Here is a 17,480-nt window from a genome sequence, read left to right on the forward strand (position 1 = left end):
TGGCAGTGAGACCGCTGACCTTGTTAAATACGAGAGCGGAGCATCAGCTTGCCTCTCTTACGAAAAAAATTGAAGCAGCAGGTGCCCGGAGTTTAGAGGTGCCGCTGATTCGGATTGAAGCAGTTACTCCTCCAGCTGTTCCCACGCTGCGAAAGGAAGACTGGCTTGTGTTTACGAGTGTGAACAGCGTGCATTTCTGGGAAGCACTCGTGCCGGATAAACAGGTGCATACTGCCTGTGTCGGTGAAAAAACAGCTGCAGCTGCTAGAGCAAAAGGATATACTGTGTCGCTTATACCTTCGCAGTATGACGCGGAATCTCTCGCAGAAGCGCTTATTCAGCGTACCGATGAGGAAACAAGAATTGTTTACCCGAGAAGTGCAAAGTCACGTATGGTGCTGAAAGAGCAATTAACAGCTGCAGGCAGACATTTTGCAGATCCTGTTGTCTATGACACAGTTCCAAATGAAGCTTCGCAGGAAAATTTGAAGAAAGCCGTGCACGAAGTAGACGGGGTGTTGTTTTTAAGCCCTTCTGCAGTTCACGCTTTTTTTCATTTCTGCGGCACTCATGAAATACCGCCGTTGTTTTACGGATGTATCGGAGGGGTAACGGAAGAGGTGTGCAGAAGCTATACAGACAGGCGTATTATCGTTCCGGATACATATACGATAGAAGCGCTGCTGACTAAGATAATGAAGGAGAAGGTGAAAAAATGACACAATCATTTGACCGCCACCGCAGACTGCGCAGATCCGCAGGTATGCGTGATATTGTTCGGGAAACACATGTACACACAGAAGATTTAATCTACCCTTTATTCGTAAAGGATGGGAAAGATATTAAAAATCCAATTCCTTCCATGCCGGAGGTTTATCAGTGGTCACTGGACCTGGTGGATGCAGAAGTGCAGGAAGCGGTGGATAAAGGAATCCGCGCGATTATATTGTTCGGCCTCCCGGCGGAAAAGGATCCGATTGGCACAAGCGCTTACGATACAGAAGGCATCGTACAGAGAGCAGTGCGGCAGATTAAAGCAAACCACCCCGATCTGACTGTCATCGCGGATACCTGCCTGTGCCAGTTTACAGATCACGGTCACTGCGGCGTTGTGCATGAGGGGGAGATTCTGAATGATGAATCCCTGGATTTATTAGTGAAAACAGCTGTGTCCCAGGCAGAAGCGGGAGCAGACATTATCGCTCCTTCCAACATGATGGATGGATTTGTCGCAGCAATCCGGGAAGGCTTGGATGAAGCAGGATATAAAAATATTTCTGTAATGAGTTATGCAGTGAAATATGCTTCTGCTTTCTACGGCCCATTCCGTGATGCCGCAAATTCCTCCCCGCAGTCCGGGGACCGCAAAACGTATCAGATGGACCCTGCAAACCGCAGAGAAGCATTCCGCGAAGCACGTTCCGACGTGGAGGAAGGCGCCGATTTTCTCATCGTAAAGCCTGCTTTGTCCTACCTGGATATTATCAGGGACGTGCGGGAAAGAGAAGATCTGCCGATTGTCGCATATAACGTCAGCGGAGAATATTCCATGGTAAAAGCAGCGGCGCAGAACGGCTGGATTGATGAAAAAGCTGTCGTAATGGAAAAAGTAACGAGCATGAAACGGGCCGGTGCAGACTTGATCTTAACGTATCATGCAAAAAATATCGCAGACTGGCTGAAACACTAAACTGATGAAGAGGTGATAGATATGAATTGGAATCGATCTTCTCAAGCATTTGAAAAAGCAAAACCGCTCATGCCGGGCGGGGTAAATTCTCCTGTACGTGCGTTTAACTCTGTCGGCAGAGACCCGGTCTATTTTGAAAAAGGAAAAGGCTCCCGTCTCTGGGACCTGGACGGCAATGAATATATCGATTACGTCCTTTCGTGGGGCCCGTTAATTCACGGGCATGCCGATGATAAAGTCATCAAGGCAGTAACATCAACTGCAGAAAAAGGGACAAGCTTCGGGGCGCCGCATGAGCTTGAAACAAAGCTTGCAGAACTTGTAATTGAACGCGTGCCGTCGGTGGAAGTAGTCAGAATGGTAAGCTCCGGTACGGAAGCTACGATGAGTGCGCTTCGTCTCGCAAGAGGATATACAGGGCGCAATAAGATTTTGAAATTCGAAGGCTGCTACCACGGCCATGGAGACTCCCTGCTGATTAAAGCAGGCTCAGGGGTGGCAACACTCGGTCTTCCCGACAGCCCGGGCGTGCCTGAATCTGTTGCATCCAATACGCTGACGGTACCTTACAACGACTTAGAGAGCCTGAAGCTCGCATTTGAAAATTACGGGGATGATATTGCCGGAGTAATTCTGGAGCCGGTCACAGGCAACATGGGAGTTGTCCGGCCGGAAGAAGGATACCTGGAAGGAATCCGTGAAATTACGGAAGAATACGGCTCCCTGCTTATTTTTGATGAAGTAATGACAGGGTTCCGCGTGGGCTATCACTGCGCACAGGGAGAACTCGGCGTTACTCCTGACCTGACGTGTCTTGGAAAAGTGATCGGTGGCGGACTGCCGGCGGGAGCATTCGGTGGAAAGCGGGAGATTATGGAACAGATCGCACCTGCAGGTAACATTTATCAGGCAGGAACGCTCTCTGGAAATCCGCTTGCGATGGCAGCAGGGTATGAAACAATCAGCCAGCTGACGCCGGAAAGCTATGATTACTTCGATAAAATCGGAGACAAGCTGGAAAAAGGGATGGCTGCCGCTGCGGAAAAGTACGGTATTCCGCACTGGACGACGCGCGCAGGCTCAATGGTCGGCTTCTTCTTTACGAATGAAAAAGTAGTGAACTTTGAAACTGCAAAAAGTTCCGATCTTGATATGTTCAGCCGCTATTTCAACCTGATGCTGGAGCAGGGTGTATCTGTGCCGCCATCTCAGTTTGAAGGCTTGTTCCTCTCCACGAAGCATACAGAAGCGGATATTGATGAAACGCTTGCTGCTGCAGAAAAAGCATTTGCACAAATTCAGAAGGAACAGCAGTAATTTGATTTAAATTTCAAGCCACCGCGGCAAAAATACGCGGTGGCTTTTTTCAACGGGATGAAAGCTATTAATCCCTATTTTCATACACGTTAATTTGCTGGGGATGGTCTTTATAATACCCAAAAGGAGGTTCTGCGATGTTTGAAATACTTATTATTATCATCAGTTTCCTTGTAATTTTCACTGGGTTTTACAGTATAAATAATGAACCGAATACCATCTCGGCTGTGAGCCTTGGTATTTTCCAGAGCTTGTTGTTCGCTGTGATAGGAAGGAGAGAATGGATGCGTAATCACCGCATCGCAGGTGTTATTCTTTTTGCTGGAACGCTTTTTATCGTTTTACAGATGATCAGGTACAACGTTGCATTGTCTTAATCACTCTCCAATGAATCTATTTTCCTCGGCTGGATAGTAATAGATTCTTCCATGGGGAATCGTTCGCTGTAACCATAGTAACTTAATTTGAGGTCTGTTAAGTCACTGCTTCCAATTTCGAAAATGACTTCATTCTCATGCTGCAGCGGCGCTTCCAGCTCTTCATATACATGGTGGGTCAATTCTTCCAGGGGATAAACTTCGTGATGTTTGTCAGAGAGAAAGCTTTCCTGATGATCTGTTGCACGGTCCAGGCTTTCTTCCCGTTTTGTAATATCCAGATGAAGGCTCCCTGTATCCAGATTCTCTTTGTCGGGGGAGAAGGCGGTGAGCTGTGTTTCAGCGGTTTGTTCAATTATTGCTTCCCCGAGAGCGGTATCGACAGTAACTGTATCTCGATCATTGAAATCCAGCTCAGTTTCATAGAAATTCAAATCAGTCACCAGAAAATCATCAAACTGAAATTCGATTGCAGACATTTCTCCGTAAAATAATGACTCATATGTAACCATATATTCATTTCTGTACTGGCTGATCATTTCGCCTGTAAAACCGCCGGATTGAACCGCTGCGGGATGATGATAGCTCAGATCATTTTCCCACGTCTCTGAGCTGAGCCGGTAAACTAAAGTGGTGGCAGCAGGGCCGACTTTCATCTGTTCGAAAATATAAGAAATATCGTCATGAAGGAGTAACTCTGTATCATGCAGATCATAGCGTGTGCTCTCTTTTCTTTCGAAAGGCACTTCCAGTGATATGTCGGCGGGCAGCGGCTCTTCCTGGGAAAATAACTCATAAGAAACAAAAGTATCTATGTGCAGCTGCAGCACGCCGTTTTCCACATCTGGTGCAGGAAAAGCAAAGCGTCCACGCGTCACTCCTTCCTCAGTTTCTTCGAGTATTGTGTGGTTTTCAATATGAATAAACCTTTCATGGTCATTTTCCGGTGAAACATCCCAAATATCTTCCTTGTTTGTAATGTTAAATCCTTCGATATGTGAGACGGGGACGTAGTGATTTTCTTCAGTTACATGTTCTGACTCATAGTACACATGCAGCTGGCTTTCATCCGCTACAACTTCCGTTATCTCAAAGCGGATCTCTTCTGTTGTTTCCTCTGCATTCACCTGCAGGGCATAACCATCGCTTACGAGTCTTTCCAGTGGATCGTAGCTTAGCGGGGTGCGGTCTCCGACCCAGTAGTAAAAGGAGTCGGAAGCGAATAAGGCAGCAGTGAAACCTGCAGGCAGAAGTACCGCTGCAGCTGCAATTTTTTTCCACAGATAAAAAGGTTTTTTCTCCGGCTTCTGTAGCTCTTCATTCTGCATCAGTTCCTTCACTTTTATGGAAGGAGGTGGAACAGACTGTGCCTCTTTTTGAAACGACTGCAGCTGTGTTTTCACTTCTTCCAGTGTTTCCCTGCAGGAAGGACAGCTATTAAGGTGTCCTGTAATGTCGGATGCAGAGTCAGGACCAGTAAGATAAGTAAGTATTTTTTTCTGGCAGACAGAACAGTCCATGCGATCCCTCCCTTAGTTATAACAAGCCTGTATGTATCGGATCGAGCGTATCAATTCTTCCTCCAGCAATTCTTCTGTTTTATTGCTGATGCGGGCGGCCAGATTCATAGACAGCTCTCCATAGCTGTAAGCAATTAAATCTGCTTTCTTTTCAGCATCCAGGACCTGCAGCTTCTCTCTTTCCCCTGCATTCGGGATGCTGTCATGGATGGCACACTCCTGGAGAAACGTTTTCCATAAATAAGCTTCTGTATCTTCTGGAAGCTTATTTTTATTGGCAAGACAATGCTCCAGCCACATTTTCAGCCTGGTTTCCAGTTCGTTTTCGAGGCCATAGGCGAATGCAATCCCAGTAAGTGCAGCTTTATTTTCTTCTGTCCATGCTGTAAGAGTTTCCAGCGTACTTTCTATTAAATCTGTACAGAGTAATTCATTTACCGGCATTTGTAATTCCTCCCTTTTAATTACCATATCATAACTTTAAATTAGTTTCAGGTGCATTTTTCTTACACATGAAACCTATACTCTGCCAGCATCGTATTTTTAACAGGAAGAAACTAGGAGGGTTGATATGCTGAAACGTTTGAAAGAAGCAGATGCAAATTCACTTCTGCCTTACGTGCTCACTGCCGGGCCGCTGTTAATGATCATGGCATTTTTCGTGCCGTTCATTGCGGTAATGATGATCCAGGATCTGCTTTTCTTTTCCCGCAGCCACTGGTCCTTTATCCGTCCGCGGGAAGCCTATCTCGGATTTGGAGCAGGCATGATCTGGCTTGCGGTCTGTCTTTTTTCACTTTTTGCAGCGAAAGTTATTTTTGAACGAAAGAAGCGGGAAGACTGGTTGTCGGGACTGCATATCATTTTAATGCTCCTGGCACTGCCGATATTCGTGCTATCTATCTATCATTATGCGTATCTTGACGAACACGGGGTGCAGGTAAATTCTTTCTGGAGTATGTCGGAAGAGAGCCTGGCGTGGGATAATGTCGTGTATGTATCCAGAGTCGAAAGAGAAGGATCACGGGAGGTATTATCCTATACTTTCTCAGATGGCGAGAAGTCACTTACCATTCCTTATACGACAGATGATTACCAGACGAGACAGGCGGTCAACGAGGTAATAAATGTTTACGCATGGGAAGTGGAGACCGTTATTGAAGGTGAAACATAAGAACGCGCTTATAAAAATTCAAAGGAAGTTTTTTATTCTCATGCTCGTTGAAGGCCTGTGCAAGCTAGAGGTTTTCTCCCTGCCGAGTGCAGCAAAGTTTTCTCATATTATCAATAAGGAACATTATCAACCCTTAAACATCAACCATTAAGGAAGCATGAAATGCATTTTCTATAAATTTTCTCCATTCTCCGCTACAATATTTACAGGAGGTGTATGTATGAGTTATTTTGAAAATATGCGGAAACACGTAGGAAAAGAGCCGCTGCTTTTACCGGGGGCGGCGGTTATTATACATACGGCGGAAAACGATATTCTGCTGCAAAAAAGAAACGATGGACATTGGGGACTGCCGGGAGGACTAATGGAACTCGGGGAAAGTTATCTGGAAACGGCGCTGAGAGAAACAGAAGAAGAAACTGGGGTAAAGCTGCCGGAGGAAGAGATGCATTTATTCGGGGTGTTTTCCGGAAAGGATTACTATGTGGAAGCGCCGAATGGAGATCCTTATTATGCAGTAACCGGACTGTATACGTGTAAGGACCCGGGACAGCCGTTAAACGATGCAGACGAAGAAACGCTGGAACTCCGCTATTTTCCAATCACTGCGCTTCCACAGGAGCTGCGGCCGTCACATAAGCATTTTCTCGCTTTGTTTGATAAACACGGAGAGCAGAGAGGACTGCTGGATAAATAATTTAACTTTCTGCAAAATGATTATTCGCCAAAAGTGGAGCAGCAATACGAAGCTGCTATATTAAAAAAGAGTTTTATTTTCCTCGCAGTTGATTCTTTCAAGCCAGCGTTGTAAACTAGAAGCAGAATAAATGCTTGGATGGGGAAGAGTAGGAAGGGAATTCTGACAGAGAGGACGATCGGCTTGCATGCCGCTGAAAGATTGTCCCGGAAGGAAATTCTGAAGGTCGCCCCGGAGCAGCCGCAGTGAATGCAGTAGCTGTGGACGAGTCAGCCACGTTACGGCCGGGAGTGTACTGAAGACGGGAGGATTCCCGTTTCAGTAAACAAAGGTGGTACCGCGAGGATTCTAACCCTCTTCGTCCTTTGACGCAGAGGGTTTTTTGTTGTGTTTAAAATCAAATTATTTAAAAAGCATATTGGGAGGTCAACAGCATGGCAGAGCTGAATCAGGAAATTTCAATGCCGCCGAAATATGATCCGCAGGCGACAGAAGCAAAATGGTATCCGTACTGGGTGGACGGAAAATTCTTTGAAGCTACAGGAGACAAGGAGAAAGAACCTTACACGGTGGTAATTCCGCCGCCGAACGTAACAGGACGGCTGCATCTCGGGCACGCCTGGGACACGACGCTCCAGGATATTTTAATCCGCACGAAGCGGATGCAGGGGTATGACGCACTCTGGCTTCCAGGGATGGACCACGCGGGTATTGCCACGCAGGCGAAGGTAGAAGGAAAACTCAAGGAACAGGGAATTTCCCGCTATGACCTGGGACGGGAAAAGTTCCTTGAAAAAAGCTGGGAGTGGAAAGAGGAGTATGCTTCTTTTATCCGGGAGCAGTGGGCGAAAATGGGACTTTCCCTCGACTACTCCAGAGAGCGTTTTACACTGGATGAAGGGCTTTCGGATGCGGTGCGCGAAGTTTTCGTGCGTCTGTATGAAGAAGGACTGATTTACCGCGGTGAGTACATCATTAACTGGGACCCGTCCACAAAAACGGCCCTCTCTGATATTGAAGTTATTTACCAGGACGTAAAAGGCGCATTTTATCATATGCGATATCCCTTAAAAGACGGCTCCGGCCATATTGAAGTAGCGACCACACGTCCGGAAACGATGCTCGGAGATACGGCAGTGGCAGTGCATCCGAAAGATGAGCGGTACAAGCACCTAATCGGCAAGACAGTAGTCCTTCCAGTAGTCGGAAGAGAAATTCCGATCGTTGCCGATGATTATGTAGATATGGATTTTGGTTCCGGTGCTGTAAAGATCACGCCGGCGCACGATCCGAATGACTTTGAAATCGGCAACCGCCATGATCTGGAGCGGATTCTCGTGATGGATGAAGGCGGCGTTATGAACGAGCTTGCTGGAAAGTACGAAGGAATGGACCGCTTTGCATGCCGGAAAGCGATCGTAAAGGATCTGCAGGAGGAAGGCATTCTTTTCGATATTGAAGAGCACGATCACAGTGTCGGCCATTCTGAACGAAGCGGTGCCGTAGTGGAGCCTTACCTTTCCACGCAGTGGTTTGTAAAGATGGGGCCGCTTGCCGAGCAGGCGATTGAGCTGCAAAAGCAGGAGAAAAAAGTAAACTTTGTGCCGGACCGTTTTGAAAAGACGTACATGCACTGGATTGAAAACATCCGGGACTGGTGTATTTCCCGCCAGCTCTGGTGGGGACACCGTATCCCGGCATGGCACCATAAAGAAACAGGCGAAATATTTGTAGGAAAAGAAGCTCCTGCAGATATGGAAAACTGGGAGCAGGATGAGGACGTACTGGATACGTGGTTCTCTTCCGCACTCTGGCCGTTTTCTACGATGGGCTGGCCGGACGAAAATGCCGAGGACTTTCAGCGCTATTATCCGACAGATGCGCTGGTAACAGGCTACGATATTATTTATTTCTGGGTGGCGCGCATGATTTTCCAGGGAAAGCAGTTCACTGATGAACGTCCGTTTAAAGACGTGCTGATTCACGGACTCGTGCGGGATGCAGAAGGACGAAAAATGAGTAAATCCCTCGGCAACGGTGTTGATCCGATGGACGTGATCGACAAGTACGGTGCAGATGCGCTTCGTTTCTTCCTGTCGACCGGAAGCTCGCCGGGACAGGATCTGCGTTTCTACTGGGAAAAGGTAGAAGCTAACTGGAACTTCGGCAATAAAATCTGGAACGCTTCCCGTTTTGCTTTGATGAACATGAACGGCCTGAAACATGAGGAAATTGATCTTTCCGGGAAAAAGTCAATTGCGGATGAATGGATTTTAACCCGTCTGAATGAAACGATTGCGCACGTAACAAAATATATTGATGCCTATGAATTTGGGGAAGTCGGGCGTGCCCTGTATAACTTTATCTGGGACGATTTCTGCGACTGGTATATTGAAATGGCCAAGCTGCCGCTGAACGGGGAAGACGAGGAAGCAAAGCATACGACCCGCTCCGTGCTAGCGTACGTGCTCGATCAGACGATGCGTCTCCTGCACCCGTTTATGCCGTTTATTACCGAAGAAGTGTGGCAGCACCTGCCGCATGAAGGCGAGTCGATTACCGTTGCTTCCTGGCCGAAGGAAAATGAACATTCGAACGGACAGGCAGTCAAGGATATGCAGCTGCTGCAGGAAATTATCCGGTCGGTAAGAAATACCCGGTCAGAACTGAACGTTCCGATGTCCCGTGAAATTACGCTGCAGGTAAAAGCCGATTCCACACAGGTACTGGATCAGCTGGAGCGCGGCAGAGCGTATATTGAAAAGTTCTGTAATCCATCGGAGCTTGTTCTCGGCACAGATTTAAAAGCGCCTGAAAAATCGATGAGCTCGGTACTTTCCGGCGTGGAGCTTTACATGCCGCTCGAAGGCCTGCTGGATCTGGACGCGGAAGTGAAGCGTCTGGAAGCAGAAGTAAAACGTCTGGACGGGGAAGTAACCCGCGTACAGAAAAAGCTCGGCAATGAAGGCTTTGTCGCGAAAGCACCGCAGAAAGTAGTCGATGAAGAGCGTGCGAAAGAAAAAGATTATGCAGAACAGCGGGAGAAAGTACTTGCCCGTTTAGAAGAACTGAAAAATTAGGGAGGCAGTATCATGCCTGAAATTGCATTTTATCAGGATCGTTTCGTCGACGTAGACGAAGCGGTCATCCCCATTCAGGAACGGGGGCACCAGTTTGGAGACGGGATCTATGAAGTCATTCGTATTTATGACGGAAAGCCATTTACGATGCCGGAGCACATGGCAAGACTCGAAAAAAGCTTAGCAGCAATAAAGATGCCGCTCCCTTATCCAATCGAGGAAATAGAGCGGATCGCACTGGAAGCGCTGGACAAATCAGGCTTGAAGGAAGCGGAAATTTATATGCAGATTACACGCGGCATTTTTTTGCGCCAGCATCAATTTCCGGAACCGAGTTCCCCTGTGATTTCCATCGTTGTGAAAAACGCCCGTACAGTAAGCGAGGAGAAGCGGGCTGCAGGAGTGCCTGTCATCACGACGGAAGACGTGCGCTGGAAACTCTGCCATATTAAGTCGCTGAACCTGCTGCCAAACGTGATGGCAAAACAGGAGGCTTATGAAGCAGGAGCGCATGAAGCTGTGTTTGTGGAAAAAGGAATCGTCAAGGAAGGTTCCAGTACAAATATCTTCTGTGTAAAAGACGGCGTAGTGCAGACACATCCTGCCACAAACGGGATTCTGCACGGCATCACCAGACAGGTAGTGCTCGATTTAGCCGATGAGTTGGGAATCCCGGTGGAAGAGCGGACATTTTCTCTCGCAGAGCTGAAAAATGCAGAAGAAGTGTTTTTAACTTCTACCACAATGGAAGTACTGAAAGTATCTTCTGTCGATGGAGAAAAACTTTCTGAAGAGCGCACAGTGATCGATCAGCTGTATACGGCATTTCAGGAGAGAAAACAAATGGCGAAGAAAGCTTTATAAAAGAAAGACCCGCACAGCCGCTTATCTCAGTGGCTGTGCGGGTCTTTTCGTATGGAAAAAATACAGCGTGCTGTACTAAAGCTGTAATTTACTCCCGCGTCACGGGGGTTTGCTCATTTTTAAGAGGATTTACTCATTTTTCATCAGGTTTACTCCCGTGCAGCCACTTTACTCACGCGCTGAAGAAGTTTACTCATTTTTAAAAGGAGGAAATCCCGGGAATTCATTTTTTCAGCTGCATTTACTCTTATTTTAAATTTTCCTGTAGGAGTGGCGGATTGTGTTTATTTATTAAAAGTATGTGGAGAAAAAAACCCCAATGTAGATAATTGAATTACTCTTCTTCCGGAAGCACAAATCCATAAGCTTCCATCACGTCCTGCCCCTCTTCAGAAAACAAATACTCTATAAACAGCGCTGCTTCCTCCGGATGCTCACTTCGTACAGGTACCGCCAGCGCCTGCAGCAGCGGCTCGTGGGCAGATGAATCTATCGGCGTATAGGAAAGCTCCGACTGCATCGAGAGCGCAGTTGCGACGATCCCCACGTCCACATTGCCGGTTTCTACAAACTGCAGGGCTTCCCGGATATTGTTTGCATAGACGAGTTTTTCTTCAATTTCTCCCCACATGTCCCATGTTTCCAGTGCTTCCTGCGCGGCTTTTCCATACGGCGCGTGCCCAGGGTTTGCGATCGCTATCTGCTGCACGTCCTCGGAAAGAAGGTCTTTCGGGCTGAAAGAATCGTACATTTCTTCGTCATATAAAAATCCAAGAGAACCTTCTGCATACAGCTGCCTAGAGTCTTCCAGCACATCTTCTGACTCGATCAGGCGGTCTATGTAGGATTCATGCGCTGCGGCAAAAATATCAAAGTCTGCACCCTGTTCTATCTGCTGGGTGAGCTGCCCCGTGGAACCGAAAGAAAAAACGATTTCTATATTATATTCCGCTTCAAAATTCTCCCCCAGTTCTGAAAAGGCATGGTACAAATCAGACGCTGCCGCTATGTGCAGTTCCACCGCTTCTTCTGCGTTTCCGCAGCCGGTGAGCAGCAATCCCGGCACCCCGAACAAAAACAATTTCTTCACGATGTTCCCTCCAATAAGTATATCTTTGTCTATTTTAGCGTACGAAAATTAATTTGGCTAACACCTTCTAAGACTCCGGGCTTAGAAACAAATACGGCGAAGGCTCGTTACCTGAAATTGCGGGAGAAAGTAAGATAAAGACAGAAAGAAACAAAGGAGGAAATGATGATGAAATTCTTACTGTTTTTAGCCGCAATTGTTCTGGTGATTGTCGCACTGGCAAACCTTGGCCCGATGATTTTGTTCGCAGTGGGGGCGTGGCTTCTCTATCTTATCTACAAACAGTTCATGAAGGCGGAGTCCACCGCGGGGAAAGTTGTCTGGATCATTATCGGCGTGATGGTGCTCAGCATGACACTCAGCAATATCACCGCACTTGTCGGCGTACTGGCAATTTATTTCTTGTATGTACTTTACCGCAGCTGGGATGACAATAATAAAAAAGGAGCACGAGTATATGAGTAACGTATGGGAAAGATTCACAAAGACGATTAGAGAAGATATGGAAAAGTTAAGCGGCACTTCCGTTAAAGAAGCAGTGAAAGCCCAGTCGAATGAACAGGAAAAAAAAGCTGGCAAAATTGACAGACAGCTGCGGGAGCAGAAGCAGCTGATCCGCCAGTTTGAAAAAGAAAAAGACGAAGTGGATGTCATGATTGCTTCACGCAAAAGACAGCTGCACCTTGCAAAAGAAGAGGGAGAAGAAAAGCTCGCTGAATTTGCGGAAAAGGATCTTGCGGCCTATGAGAAGCAGGGAGAAAGACTGGAGCGGATGATCCACGCAGCCAAAGAGCAGCAAATGGAACTGGAGCATATGTTTCAGGAAATGACTCATCAGCTGAAGGAGCGGAAGCTGGAGCAGCTGGAAATCCAGGGGAAAGAAAAAGCGGCTTCGCTCCGTCAGGAAATGCGCGCTATGAATGCGGGAAAAGAAGCTCCTGCAGCGCCGGAGGCAGAATCGCCAGGCGATATGCACGATCTGGAACGCCAGCTGCTGCTGCTGGAAAAAAGGCATGCACCGAAAGAAAACCCTGCCGATTATATGAAATAAGTGATAAAATGCAAATAGTGTAAAAAAAGTAGAGGAGGGGGCAGCCATGGTACGAGATATTCCAACGAGAAGATTGAATCTGATTATCCTGCTCTCCCTTCTTTTTTTAGTAATAGAATTATTAGGAAGCGGCTCCGGCAGAATCATCGGAGTCGCCATTCTTATATTTATGATGTACATTGGCTGGAAGCAGTATGAAACTTCTGTCGGCAAGCTCATCTGCTGGATTGGAATTATCGGTTTTGTGATCCAGGTGCTGAGCTTGTTTGCAGTCCAGTTTTTTGTCATAGCCTTCCTTGTACTGCTCGTTCTTGAATATAAAAAGCAGAAAAAGGAGCCGCAGGTCATTGCACCGCAGATGAGCGATTCCCTTGCCCAAAAGAAAAGTGTGATCCAGTCCTCCACGCTGCTGCCGCACCGGCTGATTGGAACACAGACGACACAGGAAGAGCCGTATCAGTGGCGGGATATCAATATACAGACGGGAATCGGCAGCAAAGTGATTGACTTAAGCAATACGGTCATCCGGGACACTGCTGTGGTTTCCATCCGCCATCTGATTGGCCCTGTAACAATTCTTGTGCCGTATGATCTTGATCTGCAGATCGTGCACAGCGCGATGTACGGGAGGCTGCAGATTTTTTCGGAGCCGGAGCATAAACTGTTGAATGAAACAGTCATGTATGAAACGCAAGACTATGCAGCGGCGAAAATGCGGGTGAAAATAATCACTACCGTCATCTCCGGCGATGTGGAGGTGAAGCGGGTATGATGACTCCCACAAAGCTGGTAATGCTGCTCAGTATGCTTTTTACCGCTGCATTTTTGGTCGTGGCAGGGATAACGCTGCTGCTGTTTCCGCCGCCGGTCTGGAGTATATTATGGATGACCTCCGTCTACGGCCTCCCGTATCCGGCGTTTCTGGCAGCAGTGCTCATCATGGTCACTTTGTTTACCGGGTTGATTGTCCAGGCCCAGTGGAAAAAAACCGCCGAGCAGGTGGGCAGGCGGCTGGATGACGCAATGAAAGGCACGATGCCGGAAATAACATCAAAAGACACTCTGCTGCAGAAAATTGACCAGCTGCAGGAAAAGCTGGCGAAACAGACCCAGCGCTCCCAGCAGATTGCTTCTGAAAAAGCGTCGGAAAGAGAAAAAAGCCTGCAGGAAGTAGTGGTGCAGGAAAGAACGCGGCTGGCCAGGGAGCTGCATGACTCAGTCAGCCAGCAGTTGTTTGCTGCGTCTATGCTTGCCGCAGCGATTAACGAAACAAACGAGCTGAATGGAGAAACGAAAAAGCAGTTTGCGCTGGTAGAGAAAATGATTAATCAGAGCCAGCTGGAAATGAGAGCTTTACTGCTGCATTTACGGCCGGCGGCCCTCAAAGGAAAGTCCCTGCAGGAAGGAATGCAGGAGCTGCTAAGCGAATTAAAGCAGAAGGTGCCTCTGTCGGTGGAAACAACGATTGAAGAAGTGGTACTGGATAAAGGGGTGGAAGATCACTTATTCCGTATTCTGCAGGAAGCAGTTTCCAACAGCCTGCGCCATGCAGATGCAGGGGAAATGAAAGTGACACTGCTGCAGCGAGATAAAAAAGCGATCCTTCAGGTTATAGACAACGGAAAGGGCTTTAAGGTTGAGGGATCTGCCTACGGATCCTATGGACTATCGACCATGAAAGAGCGGGCAGAGGAAGTAGGCGGGACCCTGCGCATCGTAAGCGTCCCGGGGGAAGGGACACGAATAGATGTGCAGATACCAATACTGGTAGAGGGGGAAGAACTATGATTCGAGTCGTTTTTGCAGATGACCATGAGATGGTGCGGATTGGTGTAGCAGCGTATTTGAAGGCCCAGGCGGATATAGATGTAGTTGCTGAAGCAAGCGACGGAGCCGAGGCAGTCAGGCTGGTGGAAGAGCATCAGCCGGATGTTGTGCTGATGGACCTTGTTATGGAGCCAATGGATGGGATCGAAGCAACTAAGCTGATTGTAGAAGCAAATCCGGAAGCGAAAGTGCTGATTATGACGAGTTTTTTAGATGATGAAAAAGTGTATCCTGCACTCGAAGCGGGTGCATTCAGCTACATGCTGAAAACTTCGCGCGCTGCAGATATAGCCAAAGCGATCCGGGATACATATGAAGGGCAGTCTGTGCTGGAACCGGCTGTAGCGACGAAAGTGATGACAAAGATGCGGAAGCCGAAAGAGCAGAAGCACGATGCGCTTACGGAGCGGGAAAGAGAAGTACTGAAGCTGATGGCGGATGGAAAATCCAATCAGGAAATTGCAGATGAATTATTTATTGCCGTAAAAACTGCAAAAGTACATGTGAGCAATATTTTAATGAAGCTGGATGTGCACGACCGCACGCAGGCAGTTATTTATGCACTGAAACAGAAAATGTTTTAAAAGGCTGTTTGGAAAGTAAAAGATATTGTATATTTATGACTTTTATTTATTGGGTTCTCCTTCGCTTCAATCCCGCTGTCACCGCCGAGCGCGATGGAGAAAAGTTATTTATGAAGAAAAAGTGTTCATATCTCTGTGGTTTTGTATAAAAACCATTGTCTCCCTTAATTATGCTGCAGGCGCAGAAGAGTCGACTCCTGGAGGATGAAGAACGATTCTTATATCTTCTCAGGCGTTCTTACTGGGAAGATATAGTAAGCATGTGCGAAACCAGCCAATGATCTTGAAATTACTGGAAAGAGCTCTTTGCTTTCCAGTAATTTGGCTGCGTGAAGCCATGCTCCTCTTTTAAGGAGGCAGGTTAGCTGAGAGAGTTCCCTCCTGAAAGCTACTCTTCGGAGACAAAAGCATAAAATCATATACTTCTTTAGAAAAATCACTTTTTCAACAGCCTTAAATGTTTCTCAAGGATTATCTCATTTCCTCCGCTACATAAGTTAAAAATACTTCTGCAATATTTATATCACTGTTCATGTATAAACTGCGGCAGCCGACAGCGTCTTCCATTTCGTTAAACAGCAGGCTTCCATCTTCTGCGAGGAGAAAATCAATGCCTGCAAAGTCGATCGGAAGTGCTTGGGTGATTTTTTGGACGATCGTGATATCCTGCTCTTTCAAGTGAAACAGCGAAGCAGCGGCCCCGCCTGAAATATTCGCTTTAAAATTTGTTTCCGATTCGCGCAGCACTGCTGCAACAATTTCTCCTCCCACAATATACACGCGCACGTCTTTTCCGCGCTGGCCGCCGACAGGCTGCATCAGCAGATCATTTTTTCTGCGGCTCATATACAGCTGCTGGGGGCGTGATATCCATTCTACGCCGGTCCCGCCGCGCCCGAGCGGGTCTTTTAATATGTATGGGTAGGAAGGGCTTATTCTTGTCAGGGCATCCCGGTGTGCTGCCGTAGAAGAAAGCATCGGCACTCCGAGAGTGTTTACAAACGCATGGCTGAGCCGTTTGTCATTTGCAATTCTGCTTACATTGGCACGGTTGAAGACCCGGATCCCGCGGATTTCTGCAGCTTCATTCAGCCAGGGGGTGCATGTGCGGATAATGAGAAAATCAGGTATTCTCCTGCTGTGGAAAAGAGGAGCATTTCCGGAAAGTGTCATGACGAGCGTTTCATACGTGACAACATCCAGCTCAATGTTCTCCTGCTCTGCAGCCTCCTGCATCCACTGAATAAATCTTCCGTTTCTCCTGCGGTCTTCTTCCTTGTAAACAAGCCATCCGATCATTTTCTGTCTCCCCCTCGCTGCATATGTTTGATCATCGCATCTTCCACATGAATTCCTGTACATTCAATAATGCTCCGCACGTGCGGATTCGAGTTAATCTCACAGACGAGCGGCGGCCCATCATTTAAAAATAAGTCGACGCCTGCCATATCTGCCCCTACCGCCTGCGCTGCAGCTATGGCCGTATAAATCTGCTCCGGTGAAGGCGTATAAGGAACTGTCTTGCCGCCAGCGGTGACGTTTGCCCGGAAATCATCTGCGGAAACACGCTTCATTGCTGCAACCACCTGGTTTCCTACGACGTTCAGACGCACATCTTTCCCAAAACTGCTTGTCACCGCCTGCTGATAAATATGCGGGGTTCCCTGCAGTTTATGGGCCATGTCAGTTAAATCTTCCATTGATTCTATCCAGTATACCTGTTCACCAAACGAGCCGAATGCTTCTTTCACAATTAAAGGAAGCCCCAGCTGCTTCGTTACTTCATTTAAATAACCAAAATCCTTACGTCCGATATTCGCATATGCCATCGGCGCGAGAATTGTTTTCGGCTGCGGCACCCCTGACGCCTGAAACGTCTGGTGCATGAGCCGCTTATCGTCACACAAAGCGATGGTCCGGGAAGAATTATAGAGGCGGTGTCCTTCTTGTTCCAGCGCTTCTGCCAGAAAAAGATCTTTATCCGCAAAATGTACAAACTCCGGTACCGGCAGTTTTTCTTTGAGGGAAATAACTCCTTCAGAGGAAACGAGCAGTGAATCATTCGCCAGTGCGCACAGCTCTAGGCCGTTTCTTTCCGCCGCCTCCCGCATCAGCGCTTCGTAGTCCTGAAATTTTTTAGTATAAAGCCCGCCATTATAGACGAGCCAGCACGAACGTGTCGTCATAACCAGACTCCCTTATGTATAAT

Annotated in this window: 18 protein-coding genes and 1 other annotated feature; of the genes, 13 read left to right on the forward strand and 5 right to left on the reverse strand. The window is 47.4% G+C overall.

Annotation, left to right across the window (positions count from 1 at the left end; genetic code table 11):
• The first annotated feature begins 5 nt into the window (after positions 1 to 5).
• The 4 genes from BLP92_RS05290 (at position 6) to BLP92_RS05305 (ending at position 3,384) form a co-directional block, all read left to right on the forward strand.
• Positions 6 to 719 (forward strand): uroporphyrinogen-III synthase, encoded by a 714-nt coding sequence (locus BLP92_RS05290; protein WP_175444182.1) that lies wholly within the window; start codon positions 6 to 8, stop codon positions 717 to 719.
• Positions 716 to 1,690, forward strand: coding sequence for a porphobilinogen synthase (hemB, locus tag BLP92_RS05295; protein WP_090841335.1), 975 nt, complete (start codon positions 716 to 718; stop codon positions 1,688 to 1,690). Before BLP92_RS05290 ends, hemB begins: the two co-directional genes overlap by 4 nt.
• Positions 1,691 to 1,711: 21 nt before the next feature.
• The gene (gene hemL, locus BLP92_RS05300; protein ID WP_090841337.1) at positions 1,712 to 3,007 is read left to right on the forward strand and encodes a glutamate-1-semialdehyde 2,1-aminomutase; all 1,296 of its coding nucleotides are present in this window, start codon (positions 1,712 to 1,714) and stop codon (positions 3,005 to 3,007) included.
• A 137-nt stretch (positions 3,008 to 3,144) separates the two neighbouring features.
• Positions 3,145 to 3,384: a hypothetical protein gene (locus BLP92_RS05305; protein ID WP_090841338.1), complete on the forward strand. Its 240-nt coding sequence runs from the start codon at positions 3,145 to 3,147 to the stop codon at positions 3,382 to 3,384.
• Here BLP92_RS05305 and BLP92_RS05310 read toward each other — a convergent pair.
• Positions 3,381 to 4,904 carry a DUF4179 domain-containing protein gene (locus BLP92_RS05310; protein WP_090841340.1) on the reverse strand — a complete coding sequence of 508 codons (1,524 nt, stop codon included), beginning with the start codon at positions 4,902 to 4,904 and terminating at the stop codon, positions 3,381 to 3,383. The two genes, BLP92_RS05305 and BLP92_RS05310, sit on opposite strands and share 4 nt — an antisense overlap.
• 12 nt (positions 4,905 to 4,916) lie before the next feature.
• Positions 4,917 to 5,348: a hypothetical protein gene (locus BLP92_RS05315; protein ID WP_090841342.1), complete on the reverse strand. Its 432-nt coding sequence runs from the start codon at positions 5,346 to 5,348 to the stop codon at positions 4,917 to 4,919.
• Positions 5,349 to 5,475: 127 nt separating this feature from the next.
• On the opposite strand from BLP92_RS05315, the gene BLP92_RS05320 reads away from it, so the two are divergent.
• The 4 genes from BLP92_RS05320 to dat all read left to right on the forward strand — a co-directional run bounded on the left by BLP92_RS05320 (position 5,476) and on the right by dat (position 10,719).
• Complete coding sequence (locus tag BLP92_RS05320; RefSeq protein WP_244516663.1) at positions 5,476 to 6,078, forward strand: hypothetical protein; 603 nt, start codon at positions 5,476 to 5,478, stop codon at positions 6,076 to 6,078.
• A 220-nt stretch (positions 6,079 to 6,298) separates the two neighbouring features.
• Positions 6,299 to 6,775, forward strand: coding sequence for an NUDIX hydrolase (locus BLP92_RS05325; protein ID WP_090841344.1), 477 nt, complete (start codon positions 6,299 to 6,301; stop codon positions 6,773 to 6,775).
• A gap of 126 nt (positions 6,776 to 6,901) precedes the next feature.
• Positions 6,902 to 7,144: a binding site (T-box leader), on the forward strand.
• Between the two features lie 65 nt (positions 7,145 to 7,209).
• Positions 7,210 to 9,855, forward strand: a complete 2,646-nt coding sequence (locus BLP92_RS05330; RefSeq protein ID WP_090841346.1) for a valine--tRNA ligase — start codon at positions 7,210 to 7,212, stop codon at positions 9,853 to 9,855.
• Positions 9,856 to 9,867: 12 nt separating this feature from the next.
• Positions 9,868 to 10,719, forward strand: coding sequence for a D-amino-acid transaminase (dat, locus tag BLP92_RS05335; RefSeq protein ID WP_090841348.1), 852 nt, complete (start codon positions 9,868 to 9,870; stop codon positions 10,717 to 10,719).
• A 334-nt stretch (positions 10,720 to 11,053) separates the two neighbouring features.
• On the opposite strand, the gene modA is transcribed toward dat, so the two are convergent.
• The gene (gene modA, locus BLP92_RS05340; RefSeq protein ID WP_175444183.1) at positions 11,054 to 11,809 is read right to left on the reverse strand and encodes a molybdate ABC transporter substrate-binding protein; all 756 of its coding nucleotides are present in this window, start codon (positions 11,807 to 11,809) and stop codon (positions 11,054 to 11,056) included.
• 168 nt (positions 11,810 to 11,977) lie between these two features.
• Here modA and BLP92_RS05345 point away from each other — a divergent pair, with 168 nt between their 5' ends.
• The 5 genes from BLP92_RS05345 to BLP92_RS05365 are packed head-to-tail and all read left to right on the forward strand — an operon-like array spanning position 11,978 to position 15,271.
• Positions 11,978 to 12,274, forward strand: a complete 297-nt coding sequence (locus tag BLP92_RS05345) for a lmo0954 family membrane protein (protein ID WP_244516665.1) — start codon at positions 11,978 to 11,980, stop codon at positions 12,272 to 12,274.
• Complete coding sequence (locus BLP92_RS05350) at positions 12,267 to 12,860, forward strand: hypothetical protein (protein ID WP_090841354.1); 594 nt, start codon at positions 12,267 to 12,269, stop codon at positions 12,858 to 12,860. The genes BLP92_RS05345 and BLP92_RS05350 overlap by 8 nt, the downstream gene beginning before the upstream one ends.
• Before the next feature lie 46 nt (positions 12,861 to 12,906).
• Complete coding sequence (liaF, locus tag BLP92_RS05355) at positions 12,907 to 13,632, forward strand: cell wall-active antibiotics response protein LiaF (protein ID WP_090841356.1); 726 nt, start codon at positions 12,907 to 12,909, stop codon at positions 13,630 to 13,632.
• The gene (locus BLP92_RS05360; protein WP_342028375.1) at positions 13,629 to 14,648 is read left to right on the forward strand and encodes a sensor histidine kinase; all 1,020 of its coding nucleotides are present in this window, start codon (positions 13,629 to 13,631) and stop codon (positions 14,646 to 14,648) included. The genes liaF and BLP92_RS05360 overlap by 4 nt, the downstream gene beginning before the upstream one ends.
• Entirely contained in the window at positions 14,645 to 15,271 is a 627-nt protein-coding gene (locus tag BLP92_RS05365; protein ID WP_090841358.1) for a response regulator transcription factor, read from the forward strand. Before BLP92_RS05360 ends, BLP92_RS05365 begins: the two co-directional genes overlap by 4 nt.
• A 471-nt stretch (positions 15,272 to 15,742) precedes the next feature.
• Here the strand turns inward: BLP92_RS05365 and BLP92_RS05370 are convergent, their stop codons facing one another.
• Together BLP92_RS05370 and BLP92_RS05375 are read right to left on the reverse strand one after the other, a co-directional pair.
• Entirely contained in the window at positions 15,743 to 16,570 is an 828-nt protein-coding gene (locus BLP92_RS05370; RefSeq protein ID WP_175444184.1) for an ATP-grasp domain-containing protein, read from the reverse strand.
• Positions 16,567 to 17,457, reverse strand: coding sequence for an ATP-grasp domain-containing protein (locus BLP92_RS05375; RefSeq protein ID WP_090841362.1), 891 nt, complete (start codon positions 17,455 to 17,457; stop codon positions 16,567 to 16,569). Before BLP92_RS05375 ends, BLP92_RS05370 begins: the two co-directional genes overlap by 4 nt.
• Positions 17,458 to 17,480: the final 23 nt, after the last annotated feature.

This window comes from Alkalicoccus daliensis, assembly GCF_900103955.1.
Classification (GTDB): Bacteria; Bacillota; Bacilli; order Bacillales; family Salisediminibacteriaceae; genus Alkalicoccus; species Alkalicoccus daliensis.